The organism is Blastococcus tunisiensis (assembly GCF_900112815.1).
GTDB lineage: Bacteria > Actinomycetota > Actinomycetes > Mycobacteriales > Geodermatophilaceae > Blastococcus_B > Blastococcus_B tunisiensis.
On the sequence record NZ_FOND01000001.1, the window covers coordinates 108,440 to 132,200 of the forward strand.

At 75.0% G+C, this 23,761-nt stretch carries 25 protein-coding genes; 21 read left to right on the plus strand and 4 right to left on the minus strand.

Features of this window, described 5'->3' with window-relative positions; genetic code table 11:
* Positions 1–23 precede the first annotated feature (23 nt).
* Complete coding sequence (locus BM142_RS00480) at positions 24–968, plus strand: Ppx/GppA family phosphatase (RefSeq protein WP_092195160.1); 945 nt, start codon at positions 24–26, stop codon at positions 966–968.
* On the plus strand, positions 968–1,864 hold the full coding sequence (locus tag BM142_RS00485) for a flagellar biosynthesis protein FlhF (RefSeq protein WP_092194838.1): 897 nt from the start codon (positions 968–970) through the stop codon (positions 1,862–1,864). The genes BM142_RS00480 and BM142_RS00485 overlap by 1 nt, the downstream gene beginning before the upstream one ends.
* Positions 1,865–1,870: 6 nt before the next feature.
* Here the strand turns inward: BM142_RS00485 and BM142_RS00490 are convergent, their stop codons facing one another.
* Positions 1,871–2,434 carry a type 1 glutamine amidotransferase domain-containing protein gene (locus BM142_RS00490; RefSeq protein ID WP_092194839.1) on the minus strand — a complete coding sequence of 188 codons (564 nt, stop codon included), beginning with the start codon at positions 2,432–2,434 and terminating at the stop codon, positions 1,871–1,873.
* 133 nt (positions 2,435–2,567) lie between these two features.
* Here BM142_RS00490 and proC point away from each other — a divergent pair, with 133 nt between their 5' ends.
* The 5 genes from proC (at position 2,568) to BM142_RS00515 (ending at position 6,408) form a co-directional block, all read left to right on the plus strand.
* A complete protein-coding gene (gene proC / locus BM142_RS00495) occupies positions 2,568–3,398 on the plus strand; it encodes a pyrroline-5-carboxylate reductase (protein ID WP_217640509.1) in 831 nt (276 codons plus the stop codon).
* 301 nt (positions 3,399–3,699) lie between these two features.
* On the plus strand, positions 3,700–4,041 hold the full coding sequence (locus tag BM142_RS25730) for a helix-turn-helix domain-containing protein (RefSeq protein WP_254790441.1): 342 nt from the start codon (positions 3,700–3,702) through the stop codon (positions 4,039–4,041).
* A 250-nt stretch (positions 4,042–4,291) separates the two neighbouring features.
* A complete protein-coding gene (locus BM142_RS00505) occupies positions 4,292–4,390 on the plus strand; it encodes a 30S ribosomal protein bS22 (protein ID WP_012854759.1) in 99 nt (32 codons plus the stop codon).
* Between the two features lie 10 nt (positions 4,391–4,400).
* Positions 4,401–5,507: an NAD-dependent epimerase/dehydratase family protein gene (locus tag BM142_RS00510; protein WP_092194841.1), complete on the plus strand. Its 1,107-nt coding sequence runs from the start codon at positions 4,401–4,403 to the stop codon at positions 5,505–5,507.
* The gene (locus tag BM142_RS00515) at positions 5,500–6,408 is read left to right on the plus strand and encodes a lysophospholipid acyltransferase family protein (RefSeq protein WP_092194842.1); all 909 of its coding nucleotides are present in this window, start codon (positions 5,500–5,502) and stop codon (positions 6,406–6,408) included. The genes BM142_RS00510 and BM142_RS00515 overlap by 8 nt, the downstream gene beginning before the upstream one ends.
* Positions 6,409–6,435: 27 nt before the next feature.
* Here BM142_RS00515 and BM142_RS00520 read toward each other — a convergent pair whose 3' ends face one another.
* The 3 genes from BM142_RS00520 to BM142_RS00530 all read right to left on the minus strand — a co-directional run bounded on the left by BM142_RS00520 (position 6,436) and on the right by BM142_RS00530 (position 9,374).
* A complete protein-coding gene (locus BM142_RS00520; protein ID WP_217640510.1) occupies positions 6,436–7,353 on the minus strand; it encodes an HAD family hydrolase in 918 nt (305 codons plus the stop codon).
* Between the two features lie 82 nt (positions 7,354–7,435).
* Entirely contained in the window at positions 7,436–8,548 is a 1,113-nt protein-coding gene (locus BM142_RS25455; RefSeq protein WP_092194844.1) for a DUF5667 domain-containing protein, read from the minus strand.
* 115 nt (positions 8,549–8,663) lie between these two features.
* Entirely contained in the window at positions 8,664–9,374 is a 711-nt protein-coding gene (locus BM142_RS00530) for a sigma-70 family RNA polymerase sigma factor (RefSeq protein ID WP_092194845.1), read from the minus strand.
* 199 nt (positions 9,375–9,573) lie between these two features.
* Here BM142_RS00530 and BM142_RS00535 point away from each other — a divergent pair, with 199 nt between their 5' ends.
* The 14 genes from BM142_RS00535 (at position 9,574) to ccsB (ending at position 23,660) form a co-directional block, all read left to right on the plus strand.
* On the plus strand, positions 9,574–11,181 hold the full coding sequence (locus BM142_RS00535) for a class I adenylate-forming enzyme family protein (RefSeq protein WP_092194846.1): 1,608 nt from the start codon (positions 9,574–9,576) through the stop codon (positions 11,179–11,181).
* Complete coding sequence (locus BM142_RS00540) at positions 11,174–11,425, plus strand: glutaredoxin family protein (RefSeq protein ID WP_092194847.1); 252 nt, start codon at positions 11,174–11,176, stop codon at positions 11,423–11,425. Before BM142_RS00535 ends, BM142_RS00540 begins: the two co-directional genes overlap by 8 nt.
* Before the next feature lie 205 nt (positions 11,426–11,630).
* Positions 11,631–12,308: a redox-sensing transcriptional repressor Rex gene (locus BM142_RS00545; RefSeq protein ID WP_092194848.1), complete on the plus strand. Its 678-nt coding sequence runs from the start codon at positions 11,631–11,633 to the stop codon at positions 12,306–12,308.
* Positions 12,305–13,654, plus strand: coding sequence for a glutamyl-tRNA reductase (locus tag BM142_RS00550; RefSeq protein WP_092194849.1), 1,350 nt, complete (start codon positions 12,305–12,307; stop codon positions 13,652–13,654). Before BM142_RS00545 ends, BM142_RS00550 begins: the two co-directional genes overlap by 4 nt.
* Positions 13,651–14,592, plus strand: coding sequence for a hydroxymethylbilane synthase (gene hemC, locus BM142_RS00555; protein WP_092194850.1), 942 nt, complete (start codon positions 13,651–13,653; stop codon positions 14,590–14,592). Before BM142_RS00550 ends, hemC begins: the two co-directional genes overlap by 4 nt.
* Positions 14,593–14,653: 61 nt before the next feature.
* A complete protein-coding gene (locus BM142_RS00560) occupies positions 14,654–16,201 on the plus strand; it encodes a uroporphyrinogen-III synthase (protein ID WP_092194851.1) in 1,548 nt (515 codons plus the stop codon).
* The gene (gene hemB / locus BM142_RS00565) at positions 16,198–17,178 is read left to right on the plus strand and encodes a porphobilinogen synthase (RefSeq protein ID WP_092194852.1); all 981 of its coding nucleotides are present in this window, start codon (positions 16,198–16,200) and stop codon (positions 17,176–17,178) included. The genes BM142_RS00560 and hemB overlap by 4 nt, the downstream gene beginning before the upstream one ends.
* Positions 17,179–17,182: 4 nt before the next feature.
* The gene (locus tag BM142_RS00570) at positions 17,183–17,674 is read left to right on the plus strand and encodes a hypothetical protein (protein ID WP_092194853.1); all 492 of its coding nucleotides are present in this window, start codon (positions 17,183–17,185) and stop codon (positions 17,672–17,674) included.
* A complete protein-coding gene (gene hemL, locus BM142_RS00575; protein WP_092194854.1) occupies positions 17,671–19,071 on the plus strand; it encodes a glutamate-1-semialdehyde 2,1-aminomutase in 1,401 nt (466 codons plus the stop codon). The genes BM142_RS00570 and hemL overlap by 4 nt, the downstream gene beginning before the upstream one ends.
* A complete protein-coding gene (locus tag BM142_RS00580; protein WP_092194855.1) occupies positions 19,068–19,715 on the plus strand; it encodes a histidine phosphatase family protein in 648 nt (215 codons plus the stop codon). The genes hemL and BM142_RS00580 overlap by 4 nt, the downstream gene beginning before the upstream one ends.
* Complete coding sequence (locus BM142_RS00585; protein ID WP_092194856.1) at positions 19,712–20,284, plus strand: redoxin domain-containing protein; 573 nt, start codon at positions 19,712–19,714, stop codon at positions 20,282–20,284. Before BM142_RS00580 ends, BM142_RS00585 begins: the two co-directional genes overlap by 4 nt.
* 1 nt (position 20,285) lies before the next feature.
* Positions 20,286–21,092: a cytochrome c biogenesis CcdA family protein gene (locus tag BM142_RS00590; protein WP_092194857.1), complete on the plus strand. Its 807-nt coding sequence runs from the start codon at positions 20,286–20,288 to the stop codon at positions 21,090–21,092.
* Positions 21,089–22,711 carry a cytochrome c biogenesis protein ResB gene (gene resB / locus BM142_RS00595; RefSeq protein WP_092194858.1) on the plus strand — a complete coding sequence of 541 codons (1,623 nt, stop codon included), beginning with the start codon at positions 21,089–21,091 and terminating at the stop codon, positions 22,709–22,711. The genes BM142_RS00590 and resB overlap by 4 nt, the downstream gene beginning before the upstream one ends.
* Positions 22,701–23,660 (plus strand): c-type cytochrome biogenesis protein CcsB, encoded by a 960-nt coding sequence (ccsB, locus tag BM142_RS00600; protein ID WP_217640511.1) that lies wholly within the window; start codon positions 22,701–22,703, stop codon positions 23,658–23,660. Before resB ends, ccsB begins: the two co-directional genes overlap by 11 nt.
* Positions 23,661–23,761 lie beyond the last annotated feature (101 nt).

Genomic DNA, 23,761 nt, shown 5'->3' on the forward strand with positions numbered 1-23,761 from the left:
TGCGGGCCGTGCAGACTGGCCGCATGCGACTCGGGGTGCTGGACGTCGGCTCGAACACCGTGCACCTGCTCGTGGTGGACGCCCACCGCGGCGCGCACCCCACGCCGATGCACGACGACCGCTGGCTGCTGCGCCTCGCCGAGCAGATCGGGGACGACGGACTGCTGTCGAAGGCGGGGGAGAAGGCGCTGCTGAGCGCGGTGCAGGACGCCTGCGAGCAGGCCGAGAAGCAGGGCTGCGACGAGCTCCTCGCGATGGTCACCTCGGCCATACGGGACGCGGCGAACGGTCTGGAGGTCCTCGACCGCGTCCGCGAGCGGACCGGCGTGGAACTGCAGGTCCTCAGCGGCGAGGACGAGGCCCGGCTGACCTTCCTCGCCGTCCGCCGGTGGTTCGGCTGGAGCGCCGGGCGGCTGATGGTCCTCGACATCGGCGGCGGGTCGCTCGAGCTGGCCAGTGGCATCGACGAGGACCCGGACGTCGCGCTGTCCCTGCCGCTGGGCGCCGGCCGCATGACCCGGCGGTTCCTCCCCGGTGCGCGGCGCGGCGGCCGGCCGGACCTGGCGGCCCTGGACGAGCTCGACGCCTACGCGACCGGGCTGGTCGAGCCCGCCGCGAAGAAGCTCCGCGGCGCGGGGACGCCGGATCTCGTGGCGGCCACCAGCAAGACCTTCCGCACCCTCGCCCGGCTGACGGGGGCCGCGCCCTACTCGGCGGGGCTGCAAGTCCCGCGCGAGCTCACCACCGACGGGCTGGGCCAGCTGGTCGGCTTCATCTCCCGGATCGAGAGCTCGGCCCTGGCCGAGCTCCGGGGGGTCTCGCCCGATCGCGCCCACCAGGTTCCGGCCGGTGCCGTGGTGGCTGCCGCCACAATGCGTGCGCTGGACGTACGGTGCGTGAGGATCTGTCCGTGGGCGCTGCGGGAAGGTGTCATCCTGCGCAGGCTGGACTCGTTGGGAGGGGTGTGATGGCCGAGCCGGACTGGAACCCGGACACGGGGGGACGCTCACTCGCCGAGATCCTGCGCGAGGCCGGCATCGAATCGGCCAACCGCGCCGCCCGCCGCCGGACCTGGGACGACCCCGAGGAGACCGGCATCCGCCAGCGGCGGGCCGAGGCCGCCGCGGCCGACGGGGCCGCCGGCCGGACCGGGTACGGCCGCCGGCGCAGCGACCTGGACGAACCGGACCGCCCCGACTTCAGCGCACCGCCACCCGGCCTCGAGCGCCGGCGCCAGCCCGAACGGCGGCAGACGCGGCGGGCCCCCGACCCGTCCACCGCCGCCATCCCCGGGCTGCGTCCCGACCGCAAGCCCGGTGTCCCTGCCGGTGGGCCGATGCCCAGCGCCCCGATCCCCAGCGCTCCGGTCCCCAGCGCTCCGGTGTCCGGCGCCCCGGCGCCCCGGGAGGCCCTGCACAGCCAGCCGGTCCCGGCCCTCGACCGGCGCGCGGGCCGGCCCATCCCGCAGCGCGGGTCGTCCCGGGCGGCGCGCGAGGCCGAGCACCCCTCGACCGGCCCGATCCCGGTGGTCCGCGCCGGCGACGGAGAGGGCCTGGACGACGACCTCGACGCCACCCCGCAGGAGAGCGCGCTCGCCTGGCTGCGCTTCGCGGGGGAGCTGGTGATCGCCCTCGTCGCGGGGGTGGCCGTCTACTTCGCCGCCACCGTGCTGTGGGAGATCGTCCCGCACGTCGCCGTCCTGCTCGCCCCGCTGGCCGTCACCGGCCTGGTGGCGGGCGTCGGCGTGTGGCGGCAGAAGCAGGGACGGGAACCGATCGGCGCCCGCCTGCTCGCCGTCCTGGTGTTCGCCGGGACCCTGCTGACGATCGCGCCGGCGGCCGGGCTGCTGGCCGCCGGTTCCTGAGCCGGATCAGCCGGCCGGCTCCTCCTCGTCCTCGCGGGCGAACTCCTCGACGAGCGCGGCGCAGAACGCGTCCAGGTCGTCGGGCTTGCGGCTGGTGGTCAGGTTCCCGTCGACGACGACCTCCTCGTCCACCCAGTCGGCGCCGGCGTTGCGGAGGTCGGTCTGCAGCGACGGCCAGGACGTCATCCGCCGGCCCTTCACCACGTCGGCCTCGATGAGCACCCACGGTGCGTGGCAGATCGCCGCGACCGGCTTGCCCGCCTCGAAGAACGAGGTCACGAACGCGACGGCGTCGGAGTCGGCCCGGACGAAGTCGCCGTTGATCACGCCGCCCGGGAGGACCAGGGCGCCGTAGGCGTCCGGGTCGGCCGAGCTGACGACGGCGTCGACGTCCTTGGTGTCGCCCTTGTCGATGTGGTCGTAGGCGGTGATCGTGCCGCTGGCGAGCGAGACCAGTTCCGGCTGCGCGCCCGCCTCCTCCAGCGCCTGCCAGGGCCGGTCGAGCTCGACCTGCTCGACGCCGTCCGCTGCCAGCACGGCCACCTTCATCCCGTCCAGTTCTCCTGCCATGGGGCCGCCGCTACCCGGCGCCCGGACGGGGCACACACCGGCGCACTACGGTTTCCGGCGTGATCGACAGCACCTCCGAGAGCTGGGAGCTCGTCATGTCCTGTGCGGGACCGGTCGGCATCGAGGCGCGGGCGTGACCCCCACCGGGCGCCGGGGGCTGGCCATCATCGGCGGCGGGAAGATCGGCGAAGCGCTGCTGTCCGGTCTGGTCCGCCGCGGTGGAGCCGACGGCATCCTGGTCTGCGAGCGCAGTCCCGAGCGGGCCGCGCAGCTCGCCGAGCGCTACGGGGTGGGGACGGTGGAGCTCGGTGAGGCCGCCGTGCGTGCCCGGGTGCTCCTGCTCGCGGTGAAGCCGCAGGACATCGACGTCCTGCTGGGCCGGCTGGCCGAGCACGTCGACACCGGCCACCTCGTGGTCTCGGTCGCCGCCGGCGTGGCCACCGCGCGGGTGGAGGCGGCCCTGCCCGACGGCGTGCCCGTCGTGCGGGTCATGCCCAACACGCCGGCCCTGGTCGACGAGGGGATGAGCGTGCTGTCAGCCGGCGCGCACGCGGGCGAGGAGCACCTGGACGAGGCAGCGGCGCTGCTCGCCGCGGTCGGCCAGGTGCGCCGGGTCCCGGAGAGCCAGCAGGACGCCGTCACGGCGCTGTCGGGCAGCGGGCCGGCCTACTTCTTCTACCTGGTCGAGGCGATGGTGGACGCCGGCATCCTGCTCGGGCTGCCGCGCTCGCTGGCGGCCGACCTGGTGGTCCAGACCGCCCTGGGCGCCGCGGTGATGATGCGCGACTCGGGCGAGCACCCGGTCCAGCTGCGCGAGGCCGTCTCGAGCCCCGGCGGGACGACCGTCGCCGCCATCCGGGAGCTGGAGCGGCACGGGGTCCGTGCGGCGATGACGGCGGCCATCGAGGCGGCCCACGCCCGCTCGATCGAGCTCGGGGGCGGCTCCGGCCGGGACAGGACCTGACGCGCGAGGACCGTGGGATGCGTGCGGCCGGTGCGACGGCGGACCGGGCACCGTAGCCCACATGTCGACACGGCACCAGCACTCTGCGTCATCGACTCGTCACCGTGTCGCGAAACGCGGGCGGCAACAGTTCTGCGGGGTTGCACTGGTGTAGTTCTGCCGAGGACGGACCGGTCCGCCTGTTCGATTCAACCATCGCTCCCGTCACGTCAGCCCCTTACGCTCTGTACCAGCGCATGCGTGTTCAGTTGCCGGTGGGGAAGCCGGCGCCACGACATGAGCTAGGTCCGGAGACGAAGACATGACCATGCCCCAGCGCGCAGCCGCTCCCGCCATGACCCGTCCGGGCGTGCCCGGCCCCCGGCCCATGGGCCGTCCGATGGCTGCCACGATGGCCCGCCCCGTCCCGGCCCAGCACCCGGCCGCCATGCCGCTCGGCCGGCCCAGCGTCCCGGCCCCCCGCGCCGCGGTCACGTTCCTGACCGTCGCCGAGGTCGCCGCCATGATGCGCGTCTCCAAGATGACCGTGTACCGCCTCGTCCACGCCGGCGAGCTCTCCGCCGTCCGCGTCGGCCGTTCCTTCCGCGTCCCGGAGCGGGCCGTGCAGGACTACCTGCGCGACGCCTACACCGACATCGCCTGAGAGGCGGCGGCGACGACGGCGTCGCTCGATTGCGCTGTCAGGCCGAGTGGGCCCCGGAGGGGTCCGCGCAGGCGTGACGAAGCGGCTCCACCTGACGGGTGTCGGCTCGTGGTGGCGGTGTCGCCCGGCGGGCGACGATGCCATGGCCGCGCGGTGGCTCGGGTACGCTCGGTCGCCGAGCGACACCGGGAAGGTTCTCCCGCTGTCGCTTCCGAGCTGAAATCCCCCAAGTCGACGTCGGGAGCACCACGTGGGTTCTGTCATCAAGAAGCGGCGCAAGCGGATGGCGAAGAAGAAGCACCGCAAGCTGCTGAAGAAGACGCGCGTCCAGCGACGCAACAAGAAGTGAGCTGACGCTCGTGCCGCCCGCGGTGGTCCTCGTCACCGGCGTGAGCCGGTGGCTGGGGGGAGCGCTGGCGGCCGAGCTGGCGGCCGACCCCTCGATCGGGCGGGTCATCGGCGTGGACACGGTGCCGCCGTCGCCGGAGATGCTCCGCCGGCTCGGGCGCACCGAGTTCGTGCGGGCCGACATCCGCAACCCGCTGATCAGCAAGGTCATCGCGGCGGCGTCGGTCGACACCGTCGTGCACATGAACATCAGCTCCACCCCGGCCGGGTCGGGTGGGCGCACGCCGATGAAGGAACTCAACGTCATCGGCACCATGCAGCTGCTGGCGGCCTGCCAGCGGGCGCCGTCGCTGCGCCGGTTCGTCCTCAAGTCGACGAGTGCCGTCTACGGGGCCTCCTCCCGCGACCCCGCCGTCTTCACCGAGGCCATGCAGGCGCGGGCCGTGCCCTCCGGCGGGTTCGCCCGGGACAGCGTCGACATCGAGGGCTACGTCCGGGCGTTCTCGCGCCGGCGTCCCGAGGTGGACGTGGCGATGCTGCGGTTCACCAACTTCATCGGCCCGCGGATCGACTCCCTGCTGACCGGCTTCTTCCGCATGCCCGTGGTCCCGACCGCCCTCGGTTACGACGCCCGCGTGCAGCTGCTGCACGAGGACGACGCCCTGGCCGTGCTGACCCGCGCGACGACCGGCCCGTTCACCGGCACGGTCAACGTCGGCGGGGAGGGCACCCTGCTGCTCTCCCAGGCCATCCGCCGGCTGGGCCGGGTGCAGGTCCCGGTCCCCACACCCGCCCTCGGCTCGGTCGGCCGGGTGTCCCGGCGGTTCGGTTTCGTCGACTACTCCCCGGAGCAGATGCGGTTCCTCAACTTCGGGCGGGTCGTGGACACCACGGTCCTGCGCGAGGAGTTCGGCTACACCCCCCGCTACACGACGGAGGCCGCGCTGACCGACTACGCGCGCACCGTGCCGCCGGTGGTCTCGCCACGGCTGGTCCACTCGGTGACCACGCGCGTCCGATCCGTGCTGGAGCAGGCCGGCGACACCGCCACCGCCGTCGGCGGGCGCCTCCGCCCGGCCCCGCCGGCCCCCGGCCTGCGAGCGGTGCGCGATGCCTGAGGCGCGGGTCATCCCGCTCCGTCCCGACGACGACGAGCCCTACGTCCCCCCGGCGTCTCCGCCCGGCTGGGAGGAGCAGCTCGCCGGCGGGCTGGAGTTCCTGCGCCGCAGGTTGACGGGCGAGTACGAGACCGACGAGTTCGGCTTCGACCCCGACCTGACCGACCACCTGCTGCTGCCGTTGCTGCGACCGCTGTACGACAGGTGGTTCCGCGTCGAGAGCCAGGGCCTGGAGAACGTCCCGTCCGAGGGCGGTGGCCTGGTGGTGGCCAACCACTCGGGCACCATCCCGGCCGACGCCCTGATGGCGACGGTCGCGCTGCACGACGACCACCCCGCCCGCAGGCGGCTGCGCCTGCTGGGTGCCGACCTGGTCTTCGAGCTGCCCTTCATCGGCACGATGTCGCGCAAGATGGGGACGACGCTGGCCTGCAACGAGGACGCCGAGCGGCTGCTGACCAAGGGCGAGCTGGTCGGGGTGTTCCCCGAGGGGTTCAAGGGCATCGGCAAGCCCTTCCGCGAGCGGTACACCCTGCAGCGGTTCGGGCGCGGGGGTTTCGTCACAGCGGCTCTGCGGACCGGTGCCCCGATCATCCCGTGCGCCATCGTCGGCGCCGAGGAGATCTACCCGATGATCGGCAACGCCCGGACGGCGGCGCGTCTGCTCGGGCTGCCCTACCTGCCGATCACGCCGACCTTCCCGCTGCTCGGCCCCCTCGGACTGGTGCCGCTGCCGTCGAAGTGGCTGATCGCGTTCGGCGAGCCGATCGAGACGGCGTCCTACGGGCCGGCGGCGGCGGAGGACCCGATGCTGGTCTTCAACCTCACCGACCAGGTCCGCGAGACCATCCAGCACTCGCTGTACCAGCTGCTGCTGCAGCGGGACAGCGTCTTCGGCTGAGCCCGGACGAGTGGCCCCGGAGGACCGTCAGAACGGGAACTTCTCGCGCCGGCGCAGGGCGATCGCGCCGCCGACCACCCCGCCGGTGAGCGCCGCCGCGGCCACGGTCGGGACGCCGATCCGCGCGGCCTTGCGCCCGGTGCGGTAGTCGCGGATGGTCCAGCCCCGGGCCCGGGCGATCGCGCGGAGCTCCGTGTCGGGGTTGACCGCCACCGCGGTGCCCACGAGCGAGAGCATCGGCAGGTCGTTGGCGGAATCGCTGTAGGCGGTGCAGCGGCTCAGGTCCAGACCCTCGCGCTCGGCGAGCGCCAGCACCGCCTCGGCCTTGGCCGGCCCGTGCATGAGCTCTCCGACGAGCCGGCCGGTGTACCTGCCGTCGACGACCTCGGCGACGGTGCCCAGGGCTCCGGTGAGCCCCAGCCGGCTGGCGATGATCGAGGCCAGCTCGACCGGCGTGGCCGTCACCAGCCAGACCCGTTGCCCGGAGTCGAGGTGCTGCTGGGCCAGCGCCCGAGTCCCGGCCCAGATCCGGTCGGCCATGAGCTCGTCGTAGATCTCCTCGCTGGCCTGCACGATCTCCGCCACCGGGCGGTCGGCGACGAAGGCCAGCGCGTTCTCCCGGATGGTCAGCATGTCGTCGGGGTCGCCCTCGTTGCCGCCGATGCGGAACTTCGCCTGCTGCCAGACGAACCCGAGCATGTCGCGGTTGGAGAAGTACTTCCGGGCGGCCAGCCCGCGGGCGAACCAGAAGAGCGAGGCGCCCATCATCATCGTGTTGTCCACGTCGAAGAAGGCGGCCGCGGTCGGGTCCGGGTGCACCGCAGGAGGGGCCGCCACCTCGGCCGCGGCGGCCGAGGCGGCACCGGCGACGTGGGCGCGGGTCTCCTCGTCCGTCCGGGCGTCGGGGCCGGCCGGACGGCGGCCGCGGAACGGCACTCGCGGCACGACGGGACCTCCCAGCGATCGACTCACACCCGGGCTCGCGAGCCCGGCGCCCCGACCCTAGCGGGACCCGTGCACCCGGGACCTACGGGCCGCAGCCGATCGTCACCAGGGGTGGCGCGCACACCTCGATGGGGCCCAGGGGCGGCAGCTTGATGATCGGTGGCGGGGTGCTCTGCCCACCACCGCCGCCCCCGCCCACGGGCAGCGTGGGGAGCGGCAGGGTCGGCACCCGCGGCGTCGTCGGCGCCGGGGCCGGGGCGCCCGGGGTCGGCACACCACCCTCGGCGGGCGGGCTCGGCGCCGGCGTCGCGGCCGGGGGAGGGGTGTTCTCCGGGGCGGGGGCCTCGGGCACGGCGCCGGGAGTGGCGCCGCCCTCCTCGGCCGTCCCGGGCGGCGCGGGCGGCGCCGGCTCGGGAGCGGGGCAGGGAGCGGGCACCGGGCCGAGGGCATCGGACCCGGCGACGGAGGGGCCGGCCGGGCAGAGCAGGGCGGTCTGCAGGCCGTCGGTGCGTGTGCCGATCTGGGCCAGCAGCGCCATCGACCGCCCGACGGCGTCGGCCGCCTCCTCGGGGACCAGGGGCTGGAGCGCGGTCAGCTCACCGGCCTGGCCGGCGGCCCACCGGGCCAGCCGGTCCAGCGGCTGGGCCCCGGCCGAGTCGACCGCCTGCCGGGTCAACCAGGCCGCACCGTCGGCGGTGTGCTCGTCCATCGCCCGCAGGGTCTCGACCACGAGGGCCGGCTCGGCCCCGCCGGCCGGGCGGCCCTCGCCGACCAGGTCGGCGACCTCGTCGAGCCGGGTGCGGGCGAACTCCAGCAGCGTCTGGCCGCGCGAGTCCCCGGCCAGGGCGAGCTGGGTCTGCTCCGTGCCGCGCTTGAGGTCGTAGAGGACGTCACCGGGCCGGGCGCCGTCGGCGACGGCGACCAGGCCGGCCAGGGCCGTCACGGTCATCGCCGCGCCGGCGAGGCCGGCGGTGAACCGGGCCCGCCACCGGGACGGGGCGACGTCGGGGGCGCGGACGGCCAGGACGCGCTGCAGCCCGGAGGCGGCAGCGGGCTCGGGCGTGCGGACGGCGGCCATCGCGACCAGGCGGGCGCGGGTCCGGGCCTGGAAGTCGGGGTCGGGCTCGCCGTCGAGGCCCGGGGCGAGCCGGTGCAGCCGCGCGACGAGGGCGTCCTCGCGGTCGTGCACGCTCACCTGGGTCCTCCGGACGTCGATCCCGCGAGGAGGCCATCCACCGGCGCACCCCGCTGCACCCGATCCAACGACGGCCCACGGTATTCGGTTACGGCCCCGACTATCGGTGTTCCGCTCATCGCAGACCGTCCGGCAGGAGCCCCGCCAGCCGGCGGACCGCCCGGTGCTGGAGCGCCTTGATGGCGCCGTCCTTCTTGCCCATGATCTCGGCGGTCTCCGACACCGACAGGCCGTGGATGAACCGCAGCACGATGCACTCCTGCTGCTCGCTGCCGAGCTGCTGCACGCAGGCCAGCAGCTCGCGGTTGGTCAGGTGCGCGACCACCGCGTCCTCCGGCCCGTCGGTCGCCCGGTCGGCGTCGCGCATGTCCGCGGTGCTGACCTCCAGCCGGTACCGGCTGCTCTTCACGTGGTCCAGCACGATGTTGCGGGCGATCGTGACCAGCCAGGCGCCCACGTCGCGCCCCTGGAAGGACAGCGAGTCGATCCGGCGCAGCGCCCGGACGAAGGTCTCGCTGGTGATGTCCTCGGCGGTGGCCCGGTCGCCGACGCGGTAGTAGACGTAGCGGTGGACCATCGACACGTAGTGGTCGTAGAGCCGGCCGAACGCCTCGGCGTCACCGGCCTGGGCCCGGCGCACGAGATCCCAGACGTCGATGCCCTCGGTGCCGGCCTCCGGGGCCGGGACCGCCTCCGCCCGCGCGTGCGGGATCGGCCGGGGGTGCGGACGGGGGGACGGCCGCGGGCGCGGGGACGGCGACGGGCGGCGCTCCCCTGTCGGGGGTGCCGCGGCAGGGGACCGCTCCGCATCCAGGGGACGGGGCATGCGGGCGATCGACCTCCTCGGCAGCCCGCGTACCTGGACGTCTTCCCCCGGCGCGCCCGGCGGGGAACGGGCGCGCGATGCTGCAGGGCCGGCCCCATGGTGACAACATCGCCCCAGCCCGTCCACGCCAGCCTGCCGGATGGCCCGCACTCGTGCCTCCCGGCGGCCGGCGACAAGCACCAGCTCCATCGGAGGAGATGTGGAACAGGCAGGCACGTCCCTGGCCGAGCTCGTGCGGGCCGCTGCCCGGCGCCGCCCCGACGCGCCGGCGGTGGTGGCCGGGGAGCAGCGGCTGACCTGGGCGGAGCTCGACGCCGCCGTCGACCGGGCCGCGGCCGGGTTCGCCGGGCACGGACTCACCCCGGGCGACCGGGTGGCCATCCAGCTCCCCAACGGGCTGCCCTGGCTGCGCGCCGCGCTCGGCGCCCTGCGGGCGGGGCTGGTCGTGGTCCCGGTGAACACCGCCTACACCGACCCGGAACTCGAGTTCGTCCTGACCGACTCCGGCGCCCGCCTGCTGGTGACGGCCGGGAACCGGCCGCCGGTCGCCGGCGTGCCCGTGTGCCCGGGGCCGCCGGAGGCCGACGGCCCACCGCCGGAGGTGGTGGTGGACCCGGCCGGGCCGTCGTTCCTGGCCTACACCAGCGGGACGACGGGGCGCCCCCGCGGCGCCGTCCTCCCCGCCGCCGCGTTGCGCGCCAACCAGGAGCAGTGCCTGGCGATGACGCCGCCGCCGGTCCGCGAGGACGACCGGGTGCTCCTGGTCCTCCCGCTGTTCCACGTGTACGGCCTCAACGCCGGGTTCGGCCTGGTGGCGGCCACCGGTGCCTGCGCCGTGCTGCAGGAGACCTTCGACCCCCGCGCATCGCTGGCCCTGATGGCCGAGGAGCAGGTGACGGCGGTGCCGGGCGCGCCGCCGATGTACCAGGCCTGGCTGGCACTCGCCGACGCGATGAATCTCGAGGATCCCAGCCACCCCGACGCCGACCTGCGCCGCGGTTTCGCCGCCATGCGGATGGCCTCCTCCGGCGCCGCGCCGCTCCCGGAGGACGTCTGGGCGGCCATGCGGGACCGGGCCGCGGTGACGGTCTGGGAGGGCTACGGGCTGACCGAGGCCTCGCCCGTGGTGGCCAGCACGCTGGCCACGGGCCGGCCCAAGCCGAACTGCATCGGCGGGGCCCTCCCCGGGGTGGAGCTGGAGCTGCGGGACACGGCCGTGACCTCGGAGGAGGACCTCGACGACCGGGCCGAGGACGAGCAGCTGGAGGGCCCGGGGGAGATCTGGATCCGCGGCGCCAACCTCTTCGCCGGCTACTGGCCGGACGGCGCCGACGGCCCGGACGCCGACGGCTGGCTGGGCACCGGCGACCTGGCCTACCGCGACGCAGACGGCGACCTGCACCTGGTCGACCGCCGCAGCGACCTGATCCTGGTCAGCGGTTTCAACGTCTACCCGGCCGAGGTCGAGCGCGTGCTCGACGCCCACCCCGCGGTCGCCGAGAGCGCCGTCATCGGGGTGCCCGACGCGACGACCGGCGCCGCGGTCCGCGCCGTCGTCGTCGTCCGGCCGGGGGAGCGGCTGGCCGTCGAGGAGCTGCGGGCGCACGCGGCGGAGTCGCTGGCCCGGTACAAGGTGCCGACCTCGGTGCACTTCCTGCCCGCGCTGCCGCACTCGCTGACCGGGAAGGTCAGCCGGGCCCGCCTCCGGGAACTGGGGCTCACCGGGGAGGGCGACGGCGCAGGGGCCGAGGAAGCGGTGGCCGAGGGCGCGGTGGCCGGGGACGCGGAGGGGCCATCCGGTGGCTGACGACGCCGCGCGCCTCCAGCTGCTCACCCGGGCCGGGTGCCACCTGTGCGAGGTGGCCGCCGAGACCGTGTCCCGGATCGGCGCCGAGGCCGGCCTGGTCCCGGAAGCGGTGGACGTCGACGCCGACCCGGAGCTGCGGGCCGAGTACGGCGACCGGGTCCCGGTGGTGCTGCTCGACGGCCGCGAGCACTCCTACTTCACCGTGGACGTCGTCCGGCTGCGGCGGGACCTGGGCATCACCTGAGCCCTCGACCGGCGCCGGACCGGGGGTGGTTAGGGTGGTCTCCACCACAGCGCCACCCGTACGGGCCGGTCAGCGGGCTCCCGGGTGCCCGGCGACTTTGTTCCTGCGTTCACAAGCGGCTACCGTGGCGAACGCGGGCGATCCTGCGCCCGCGTCCCCTGATCCCCGCGCCCCGGACTACGGGCGCGACCGCTGTGGAGAGCCCGTGATCCAGCCGCGGCCCCGGACGATCCCGGAGGCCACCGTCGCCCGTCTGGCGGTCTACCTCCGGGTGCTGACCGCTCTGGGCGACGGCGGCCGGAGCACCGTCTCCTCCGGCGAGCTGGCCGCGGCCGCCGGCGTCAACCCGGCGGGCCTGCGCAAGGACCTCTCCCACCTCGGACCCTGCGGCGTCCGCGGTGTCGGGTACGAGGTGGCGACCCTGCACGACCGCATCTCCCGGGTGCTCGGCGTCGAGCGCTCGCGCGGCTGCGTCCTGGTCGGCATGGGCAACCTCGGGTCGGCGCTGGCCGACTACGCCGGCTTCGGCACGCGCGGGTTCGAGTTCGTCGGCCTGTTCGACGCCGCCCCCGACCGGGTCGGCCAGTCGATCGGCGGGCACACCGTGCAGCCGATGGACGCGCTCGACGAGGTCGTCGCCGCGACGCAGGCCTCCATCGGGGTCATCACGACACCGGCCGAGGTGGCCCAGTCGGTCTGCGACCGGCTGGCCAGGGCCGGGGTGAGGAGCATCTTGAACTTCGCGCCGGTCCCGCTCGCCGCGCCCCCCGGGGTCGACGTCCGCAAGGTCGACCTGTCCGTGGAGCTGCAGGTGCTGGCGTTCCTGGGCCAGCAGCGGCTGGGTGCTGCGGCGCCGCTGGCACCCGTCGAGGAGCCCGCGTGAGCCTCCTCGCGGTGGGCGTGTCCCACCAGACGGCCCCCGTGGCGCTGCTCGAGCAGTTCGCCATGGGCCACGACGACCGGGTGAAGGCCCTGCACGAGCTCGTCGAGAGCGTGCACGTCGGTGAGGCGCTCGTGCTGGCGACCTGCAACCGGATCGAGGTCTTCGCCGAGGTGGAGAAGTTCCACGGCGGCGTGAGCGACGTCAGCCGGGTGCTCGCCCGCCAGGCCGGTGCCACGGTGGAGGAGCTGTCCCCCTACGTCACCGTGCACTACGAGGACCAGGCGGTGGCCCACCTGTTCACCGTCGCCGCGGGGCTGGACTCCATGGTCGTCGGCGAGACGCAGGTGCTGGGCCAGCTGCGCGCCGCCTACGCCCTCGCCCGGCAGGAGGGCACGGTCGGCCGCGCCCTGCACCCGGTGGCCCAGCGCGCCCTGCGGGTCGGCAAGCGGGTGCACACCGAGACCGGCATCGACCGGGCCGGGGCCTCTCTCGTCTCCGTCGCCCTGGATCGCGCCGAGGAGTCGATCGGACGCCTCGAGGGGCGCCGCGTCCTCGTGGTCGGCGCCGGCTCCATGGGGGCGCTCGCGGCGACGACGCTGGCCCGCCGCGGGGCCGCGGTCGTCGTCAGCACCCGTACCCGGGCGCACGCGGCGCGGCTGGCCACGGCCGTCGGCGGCCGCGCGGCCGACCTCGCCGAGCTGCCCGAGGAGCTCGCCGCGGCCGACGCACTGGTCACCTGCACGGGCGCGACGGGCCTGGTCGTCGGCACCGACGTGGTGTCCGTGGCGATGGCGGGCCGCGGCGAGCGGCCGCTGGCCGTCGTGGACCTGGCCCTGCCCCGGGACGTCGACCCCGGCGTGGCCGCGCTGCCCGGCGTGCACGTCGTCGACCTCGCACTGCTCCAGGGCGAACGGTCCTCGACCCCCGGCCGGCCGACCGCCGGGCCGGTCGCGGCCGACGACATCGCCGCCGCGCACGCCCTCGTGGAGGCCGAGACCGCGCTGCTCCGCGCCGAGCGGCAGGCCGCCGAGGTCGCCCCGACGGTGTCGGCGCTGCGCACCCAGGCGGCCGAGGTCGTCGACGCCGAGCTGCTGCGGCTGTCCAGCCGGCTGCCCGACCTCGACGCCCGCGCCCGCGCCGAGATCGCCCGAACCGTCCGCCGCGTGGTGGACAAGCTGCTGCACGAGCCCACCGTGCGGGTGAAGGAGCTGGCCGCCACCCCGGGCGAGACCGACTACGCCGGCGCCCTCCGCGCGCTGTTCGGGCTCGGCATCGACTCGCCGGTCGAGGACCTCGCCGACGCGGTGACCGTCGACCCGGACCTGCGGACGGAGGAGGCGTCATGACCGCGTCCACCGCCACCACCACGCTGCGGCTGGGCACCCGGGGGAGCGCGCTGGCCCGCACGCAGTCCCAGACCGTCGCCGACGCGCTCACCGCCGCCACCGGGGCCGCCGTCGAGCTGGTCCCCATCGTCACCGAGGGCGACCGGTCGCGGGCCGCGATCCAGCAGCTGGGCGGCACCGGGGTCTTCGTCGCCGCCCTCCGGGACGCGTTGCTCGCCGGCGAGATCGACCTCGCCGTGCACAGCTACAAGGACCTGCCGACGGCGGTCCAGCCGGGCCTCACCATCGCCGCCGTGCCCGGCCGCGAGGACCCGCGCGATGCGCTGGTCGCGCGGGACGGGCTCACCCTCGGCGAGCTGCCGCCGGGATCGACGGTCGGCACGGGAGCGCCGCGCCGGGTGGCCCAGCTGCGCGCCCTCGGCCTCGGCCTGGACGTCGTGCCCATCCGCGGCAACGTGGACACCCGCATGGGCCGGGTGTCGTCGGGCGACCTGGACGCCGTCGTGCTGGCGCGCGCCGGGCTCTCCCGCCTGGGCCGGCTGGACGCCGTCACCGAGACCCTCGACCCGCTGCAGGTGCTGCCGGCCCCGGCGCAGGGTGCGCTCGCGGTCGAGTGCCGCAGCGGCGACGCCCGCACGCGGGAGCTGGTCGGCCGGCTGGAGGACTCCTCCGCCCGGTCCTGCGTCGTCGCCGAGCGCAGCGTGCTCGCCACGCTCGAGGCCGGCTGCAGCGCGCCGGTGGCCGCCTACGCCGAAGTGGCCGAGGGCGACGCCGGCCCCGAACTGTTCCTCCGCGCCTCCGTGACCGCGATCGACGGCAGCGACGCCGTCCGCGGCTCGGTGAGCGGCCCGCTCCCGGACGCCGCCGCCCTCGGGCGGGCGCTGGCCGCGGAGCTCCTCGACCGCGGTGCGGCCGAGCTCATGGCGGTCGACGCATGATCGCCCCCCTTTCCCAGACCCCAGCACAACAGGCCCTCCGGGCCAGGATCAGGAGCACGCGATGACCCGCAACCGCGCGACCGCAGGCCACGCCGGCCGGGTCGTCTTCGTCGGCGCAGGGCCCGGTGACCCCGGCATGCTCACCGCCCGGGCGACCGCCGCGCTGGCCGGGGCCACCCTCGTCCTCGTCGACGCGGACGTCTCCGTGGCGGTGCAGGACGCCGTCCGGGACGAGCACCCCGGCGCCGAGCTGAGCCCTGCGGTCGGGGAGCCGGCCGAGGTGGCGAAGGCGGCCGTCGAGGCGGCCAAGAAGGGCGCGGTCGTCGTCCGGCTGGTCGCCGGTGACCCGTACGCCGCCGACGCCGTGGTCAAGGAGGTGCTGGCCGTCGGCCGCACGTCCGTGCCGTTCGACGTCGTGCCCGGCGTGGCGACGGCCACCGCCGTCCCGGCGTACGCCGGCGTCGCGACCGGCGGCACGACCGTCACCGCCGACCTGCGCAGCGGCGTGGACGTGACGGCGCTCGCCGCCGCGGCCGGGTCGGCCGGGGGCACGCTGGTGCTCCAGGGCACCGCCGAGGACCTGCCCGACGCCGCCGCCCGGCTGGTCGAGGGCGGGCTGTCGGGCAGCACCCCGGTCGTCGTCACCACCGGTGGTTCGGGGACGGCGCAGAAGAGCGTCGTCGCCAAGCTCGCCGCCGTGGCCGAGAAGACCGCCGGCCTGGACTCGTTCAGCGGCCCCGTCGTGGCCACCGTCGGCACCGCGGTCGACAAGCGCGCCCGGCTGTCGTGGTGGGAGAGCCGGCCGCTGTTCGGCTGGCGGGTGCTGGTGCCGCGCACCAAGGACCAGGCCGGCGAGATGAGCGACCGGCTGCGCGCCTACGGTGCGGTGCCGGTCGAGGTGCCGACCATCGCCGTCGAGCCGCCGCGCAGCCCCGCGCAGATGGACCGGGCCATCAAGGGCCTGGTCACCGGCCGGTACGGCTGGATCGTGTTCACCTCGGTCAACGCGGTGAAGGCGGTCCGCGAGAAGTTCGCCGAGCTCGGCCTCGACGCCCGCGCGTTCGCCGGCGTCAAGGTCGCCTGCGTCGGCGAGCAGACCGCCGAGGCCGTGCGCGCGTTCGGCATCCAGCCGGAGCTCGTGCCCAGCGGCGAGCAGTCCAGCCAGGGCCTGCTGGCCGACTTCCCGCCCTACGACGACGTCTTCGACCCGATCGACCGGGTGCTGCTGCCCCGCGCCGACATCGCCACCGAGACCCTCGCGGCCGGGCTGCAGGAGCGCGGCTGGGAGATCGACGACGTCACCGCCTACCGCACGGTGCGGGCCGCCCCGCCGGCCGCGTCGGTCCGCGAGGCGATCAAGGGCGGCGGCTTCGACGCGGTCTGCTTCACCTCGTCGAGCACCGTGCGCAACCTGGTCGGCATCGCCGGCAAGCCGCACGCCAAGACCGTGGTCGCCGTGATCGGCCCCGCCACGGCCGCCAGCGCGCAGGAGTTCGGCCTGCGGGTGGACGTGCAGCCGGAGACCGCGGCCGTCGGCCCGCTGGTCGACGCGCTCGCCGAGCACGCCCTGTCGCTGCGGGAGGGCGCGGAGGACGGGGCCGAGAAGTGACAGCCGGGTTCGCGCGCGGGCGTCGGCTCCGGTCGACGCCCGCGCTCCGGCGGCTGACCGCCCAGACACGGCTGTCCCCGGCCGACTTCGTGCTGCCCGTCTTCGTCAAGCAGGGCATCGACGAGCCGGTCCCGATCAGCTCGATGCCCGGCGTCGTGCAGCACACCCCGGACTCGCTCCGGAAGGCCGCGCACGAGGCGGCCGACGCCGGCATCGGCGGGCTCATGCTCTTCGGCATCCCCGGCGAGAAGGACCCGGTCGGCTCGCAGGCCGACGCCGCCGACGGGATCGTCAACGTCGCGCTGCAGCAGCTGCGGACCGACCTCGGCGACGAGCTCGTGCTCATGGCCGACCTGTGCCTGTGCGAGTACACCGACCACGGGCACTGCGGCGTGGTCACGCCCGCAGGCGTCGTGGACAACGACCCGACGCTGGACCGGTACGCGGCGGTGGCCATCGCCCAGGCGCAGGCCGGGGCGCACGTCATCGCCCCCAGCGGGATGATGGACGGCCAGGTCGCCGCCATCCGCCGCGCTCTGGACGGCGCCGCGTACACCGAGACGCCGGTGCTGGCCTACGCCGCCAAGTACGCGAGCGGCTTCTACGGCCCGTTCCGCGAGGCCGCCGAGGGGGCCCCGCAGTTCGGGGACCGCTCGACGTACCAGATGGACCCGCCCAACGCCGACGAGGCGCTGCGCGAGGTGGCCCAGGACCTGGCCGAGGGCGCCGACGCCGTGATGGTCAAGCCCGCGCTGCCCTACCTGGACATCATCACGCGGGTCGCCGACGCGGTGCACGTACCGGTCAGCGCCTACCAGGTCAGCGGCGAGTACGCGATGGTCGAGGCGGCCGCCGCCAACGGCTGGGTCGACCGCGAGCGGGCGATCCTGGAGACCCTCACGTCCATCCGCCGCGCCGGGGCCGGCACGGTGCTCACCTACTGGGCGGTCGAAGCGGCGCGTCTGGTCGCCCGCTGATCCCATGACCCCCTACGTCGAGCACGGCGGGTCGTGGCGGCCCCTCGGGATCGTGGCCGCCGCGTTCGCCGCGTTCCTCGTGCTGGACGTCGTCCTGCCCGGGCCGGACATCGCTCCGCTCGTCTGGGTCGTCGTGGTCGTCGTCGTCCTCGGCATCGTCGCGGTCGGCACGCTGTCCGCCCGCCGGGTGTGGACGGTGCGGGTGGCCGACGGCCGGCTGTCCGTCGGCCGCGAGGACGTGGCGCTCTCCGACGTCGACGTCGACCACCTGCGCGCGGTCGACTCGGGGGTCGACGCGGGTGCGCCGGTGCTCGGGGGTGGCTGGTCGCTGCCGCGCGGGCGGACCGGGCTGCCGCTGCGCCTGGCCGACGGTCGGACCGTCCTGGTGCCGACCCGCGACCCGGCCGCCCTGTACGAGGCGCTCGTGCTGCGTGTGGCCGACACCTCCGGCACCCGTGACCGCGCATCGGGAGCAGAGGGGACACTTGGCTCGTGACCTCGCTGGACAGCTCCACCCATCCCTACGAGGCCCCGGTCTCGGCCGACCTCTTCGCCCGTGGCCGCGGAATCATCCCGGGCGGCGTGAACAGCCCGGTGCGCGCCTTCCAGGCCGTCGGCGGCACCCCGCGGTTCATGGTCGAGGGATCCGGTCCCTGGATCACCGACGCCGACGGGCGGCGCTACGTCGACCTGGTCAGCTCGTGGGGGCCGATGATCCTCGGTCACGCGCACCCCGCCGTCGTCGAGGCGGTCTCCGCGGCGGCCCGGCGCGGTCTCTCGTTCGGCGCACCCACCGAGGGCGAGCTGGACCTCGCCGAGGAGATCCGGTCGCGGGTGGCCCCCGTGGAGCGGGTGCGGCTGGTCAGCTCCGGGACCGAGGCGGTCATGTCGGCGATCCGGTTGGCGCGCGGCGCGACCGGCCGCCCCGTCGTCGTCAAGTTCGCCGGCAACTACCACGGCCACGTCGACGCGCTGCTGGCCTCGGCGGGCTCCGGCGTCGCGACGCTGTTGGCTGCCTCCGGCTCCGACGTCGCCCGGCTCGGCCAGCCGGACACCCCGGGCGTCACCACCGGTGCCGCCGCCGACACCGTCGTCCTGCCCTACAACGACGTCGCCGCCGTCGAGGCCGTGTTCGCCGAGCGCGGCGCGGAGATCGCCTGCGTCATCAGCGAGGCGGCGGCGGGCAACATGGGCGTCGTCCCCCCGCTGGACGGCTTCAACGCCGAGCTGCGCCGGATCACCGCCGCGCACGGCGCGCTGCTGGTCCTGGACGAGGTCATGACCGGCTTCCGCGTCTCCCGCTCGGGCTGGTACGGCCTGGACCCGGTCGACGCGGACCTGTTCACCTTCGGAAAGGTCATGGGCGGCGGGCTGCCGGCCGCGGCCTTCGGCGGGCGGGCGGACCTGATGGACCAGCTGGCCCCGACCGGGCCGGTCTACCAGGCGGGCACGCTGTCGGGGAACCCGGTGGCCGTCGCCGCCGGCCTGACCACGCTGCGGCACTGCACCGACGAGGTCTACGCGCACTGCGACGAGGTCGCCGCCGTGCTGCGCGGCGCCGCCAGCGCCGCGCTGTTCGCCGCGGGCGTGCCGCACCGCGTGCAGCAGGCGGGCAGCATGTTCTCCGTCTTCTTCGTGCCCGACGAGCGGCAGGTCCGCGACTACGACGACGCGCGGACCCAGGACGTCTCCCGCTACACCGCCTTCTTCCACGCGCTGCTGGCCCGCGGGGTCTACCTGCCGCCGTCGGCCTTCGAGGCGTGGTTCGTCAACGCGGCGCTGTCCGGCGAGGCGCTCGACCGGGTCCTCGAGGCACTGCCGGCCGCCGCGCGCGCGGCCGCGGAGGTCGGCGAGCACCGGAGCGGCGAGCTGCCGAGCGAGAGGTCCTCATGAGCGACACCGGCTCCGGCACCACGACGGTCCACCTCCTCCGGCACGGCGAGGTCCACAACCCGGCCAAGATCCTCTACGGCCGGCTGCCGGGCTACCGGCTGTCCGACGCCGGTGTGGAGATGGCGAAGAAGGCGGCGGACTGGTTCGCGGACAAGGACGTCGTCCACCTGGTGTGCAGTCCGCTGGAGCGCACCCGGCAGACCGCACAGCCGCTGGCCGACGCCCGCGGCCTCGAGATCCACGTCGACGAGCGGATCATCGAGGCCGGCAACGCGTTCGAGGGCCAGACCGTCGAGGGGGGCAACGGCGTCTGGCGGGCGCCCCGCCACTGGTGGAAGCTGCGCAACCCCATGCGCCCGTCCTGGGGCGAGCCCTACGTCGAGATCGCCGCCCGCATGATCGCCGCGGTCGAGGCAGCCCGGGACGAGGCCCGCGGCCACGCCGCCGTGCTCGTCAGCCACCAGTTGCCCATCTGGACGGTGCGCCTGCACGTGGAGGGACGCCGGTTCGCCCACGACCCGCGCCGCCGGGAGTGCAGCCTGGCCAGCGTCACCTCCCTCACCTATGACGGCGACCGGCTCGACGGGGTGTCCTACGCCGAGCCGGCCGGGGCGACGCCGCCCGATGCGGTGCCCGGCGCATGAGGCGGCTCCTGTTCGGGCTGGTCGCCGCGCTGCTGCTGGCCGGCTGCTCGTCCGGGGCCGACGCGGTCGAGGTCAACTCCGGCGGCGAGTTCCGCTTCGTCGAGGCGACGCCGACCGGGGAGGTCATCCCGCCCGGGGAGCGGGCCACCGCGCCGGAGTTCTCCGGCACCCTGCTCGGGGGCGGGGAGTTCTCCTCCGCCGAGCTCTCCGGTGACGTCGCCGTCCTCAACTTCTGGGGATCCTGGTGCGCTCCCTGCCGGGTGGAGACGCCGGAGTTCCAGGAGGTCTACGCCGACGTGCGCGACGACGGCGTGCAGTTCCTCGGGCTGAACGTCAAGGAGACGGACGAGCAGTTCGCCCTGGCGTTCATCGAGCGCTTCGGCATCGAGTTCCCCTCGCTCTACGATCCGCGCGGCGAGGTGGCCCTGGCCTTCCGGGACTACCCCGCGCGGGCCGTGCCCTCCACGATCGTCCTCGACCGGGAGGGCCGCGTCGCCGCCGTCTACACCGGTGAGGTCGCCCAGGAGGACCTGCGGCGCGTGCTCGCCCAGGTGCTCGGGGAGGCCTGACGTGGGGGAGACCTTCGCCGGCCTGGTCAGCGACGGGCCGCTGCTCGTCGCGGCCGCCGTGGCCGCGCTCGTCGGGCTGGTCAGCTTCGCCTCACCGTGCGTGCTGCCGCTGGTGCCGGGCTACCTGTCCTACGTCACCGGGCTGGTCGGGTCGGGTGCGGCGTCGGCCGGACCGTCCGGGGGCGGCGGGACGGCGACCGCCGTCCGCACCGACGTGCCGCCGCGCGCCCGCATGGTGCTGGGCGCGTCCCTGTTCGTGCTGGGCTTCACCGTGGTGTTCGTGGCCTTCGGTGCCGCGTTCGGCGGGCTCGGCCGGCTGATGCTCGAGCACGCCGACCTGCTCAACCGGGTCTTCGGGGTCGTCACCGTCGTCGTCGGGCTGGCCTTCCTCGGCTGGCTGCCCGTCCTGCAGGGGACCAGGCGGCTCTCCGCCCGCCCGGTGGCCGGGCTCGCCGGTGCGCCGCTGCTGGGCATCGTCTTCGGACTGGGCTGGACCCCGTGCCTGGGGCCGACCCTGTCGGCGGTCTACTCGCTCGCGTTCTCCGAGGCCACGGCGACCCGCGGCGCGCTGCTCAGCGTCGCCTACTGCATCGGCCTCGGGGTGCCCTTCGTGCTCGTCGCGCTCGGCGCGCGCTGGGCGGTCGGCGCCACCTCGTTCCTGCGCCGGCACGCCCGGTCGGTCACCCGCTTCGGGGGCGCGGTGCTGGTGCTGGTCGGCCTGCTCCTGCTCACCGGCGCGTGGACCGAGCTGATGGAGTGGCTGCGCTCCTGGCTGGCCGCTACCGGGTTCGCGGAGACGTCGCTGTGACGATCACCGCACCGCCCCGGCCGCCGGCCGCCGCGCCCCCGCCCGCACGGCCGTCGTCCGGGCGCCGGGTCGCCGGGCTGCTGCTGCGGTGGTGGCGCCGGCTCACCGCCATGCGCACGGCCATCGTGCTGCTCTTCCTCCTCGCGCTCGCCGCCGTCCCCGGGTCTCTGCTCCCGCAGCGCTCGCTGTCGCAGAACAACGTCAACCAGTACTTCGCCGACCACCCGTCGCTGGCGCCGGTCCTCGACCGGCTCTACCTGTTCGACGTCTTCAGCTCGCCCTGGTTCGCCGCCGTCTACCTGCTGCTGTTCGTCTCGCTGATCGGCTGCGTCCTGCCGCGCGGGCTCGAGCACTACCGGGCGATGCGGGCGGCGCCGCCACCGGCGCCGCGCAACCTGCTCCGGCTGCCCGACGCCGGGGAGCTGCCCACCGCGCTGCCGGCCGGGCAGGCCCTCGACGTGGTCGAGGAGGAGCTGCGGGTCCGGCGCTTCCGCGTCGTCCGGCGGGAGGGGGAGCTGTCGGCCGAGAAGGGCTACCTCAAGGAGACCGGCAACCTGCTGTTCCACCTGTCGCTGGTGGCCCTGCTGCTCGGGCTGGCCGGGGGCAAGCTCTGGGGCTACGAGGGCAGCATCCTGGTGACCGAGGGCCAGGGGTTCTGCAACTCCTTCCAGCAGTACGACACGTACTCGGCCGGCCCCCTGGTCGACAGCGGGGACCTCAGCCCGCTGTGCGTCGACCTCGAGGACTTCCGTGCGGAGTACGAGGACAACCTGACCGCGGCCTCCTTCACCGCCGACATCGGCTACGGCGCTCCCGGGGAGGAGGGCCGGACGACCACCATCGGGGTCAACGACCCGCTGCGCCTCGACGGCGACCGGGTCTACACGACCGGGCACGGGTTCAGCCCCACGTTCACCGTCACGCGGCCCGACGGCACCTCGCTGGAGGACGTCTCGGTGCCCTTCCTGCCCTCGGACCAGGCGACGATGGCCAGCCAGGGGGCGCTGAAGGTGCCGGATCTGCGGCCCGACGGCGAGGACCAGCTCGCGGTGGAGGGCTTCTTCGCCCCCACCGGCCTGGTGCAGGGCGGCGTCCTGACCTCGGTGGACCCGCGGCCGCTCGCCCCGCAGGTGGCGCTCGTGGCGTACCAGGGCTACCTGGGGCTGGACTCGGGCATCCCGCAGTCGGTGTACTCCCTGGACTCCGCGCAGATCGACCGCGGCAGCCTCACCGAGGTCGGTTCGGCGAACCTCTCGGTGGGCGAGGCGATGACGCTGCCCGACGGCACCACCATCGCGTTCACCGGCTACCGGCAGTTCGCCGCCTTCCAGTACTCCCACGACCCCGGGCAGCTGTGGGTGCTGGGCTCCTCGATCGCCCTGCTCACCGGCCTGCTCGGCATGCTGCTGCTGCGCCGCGAGCGGGTCTTCGCCCGGGCCGCCGCCGCGCCGGGCGACGGCGGTACCGTGCTCACGCTGGCCTCGATCACCCGGGGGAGCGGTGAGAACGCTCCGCGGTTCGCCGCGCTGACCGACGACCTGACCAACGCGCTCACCGCGCGCCGATCCGCACCGCGCTCACCTGGACCTGGACCGGAGGACCCCCCGCGTGTCTCCTGACGAGCTGGCCTCGCTGTCGGACAGCCTCTTCTCGATCAGCATCGCCCTGTACTCACTGGCCATGGTCGCGTTCAGCGCCCAGCTGGCGTTCGGCCGCCGCGCGGCGCGCACCCGCGAACTGGTCGGGGCCGGCGGGCCGGCCGGGGAGCTGCCCACCGAGGCCCCGGCGGCCGCCGAGGGCGGCCGGGGACGGCGCTGGGGCACCGTGGCCATGGTCCTGGCCGCCCTCGGGGCGGTGGCCCACGGTGGCGTGCTGGTCGCCCGCGGCCTGGCCGCGGACCGGTTGCCGTGGGGCAACATGTACGAGTTCTCGACTGCCACGGTGTTCGTCGCGGTCGTCGCCTACCTGGTCTTCGCGCTGCGGGCGCCCGGGCTGCGGCACATCGGGCTGTTCGTCCTGGCCCCGGTCGTGCTCTCGATGGTGCTGATCGGGTTGTTCCTGTACGCCGAGGCGGGACCGCTCGTCGCCGCGCTGCGCTCGTACTGGCTGGCCATCCACGTGAGCACGGCCATCATCGGTTTCGGTGTCTTCTTCGTGAGCGGTATCGCCAGCGTCCTGTACCTGGCCGCGACCAGGCACGAGGAGCGGGTGGCCGCCGGGGAGCGGCCCGGGAGCCTGCTCTCCCGGCTGCCCGGCGCGGCGGCCCTGGACCGCGTCGCGCACCGCACCGCCGTCTTCGGCTTCCCGATCTGGACCTTCACGGTCATCGCCGGTGCGATCTGGGCCGAGGCGGCGTGGGGCCGGTTCTGGGGCTGGGACCCCAAGGAGACCTGGGCCTTCATCGCCTGGGTCGTCTACGCCGCCTACCTGCACGCCCGCACGACCGCCGGCTGGCGCGGCACACCGGCAGCGTGGGTGAACGTCGTCGGCCTCGGCGTCATGATCTTCAACCTGACGTTCGTGAACATGGTCTCGACGGGTCTGCACAGCTATGCCGGGGTGAACTGAGCACCCTTCCGCTCACGCTGGGTGATCGCCGGCGCGCCCGATCGGGCGGCCTCCCCGTGACGGATGGTGCGGTTCCGTGCTTCCATGCCCGGGGAACGGCC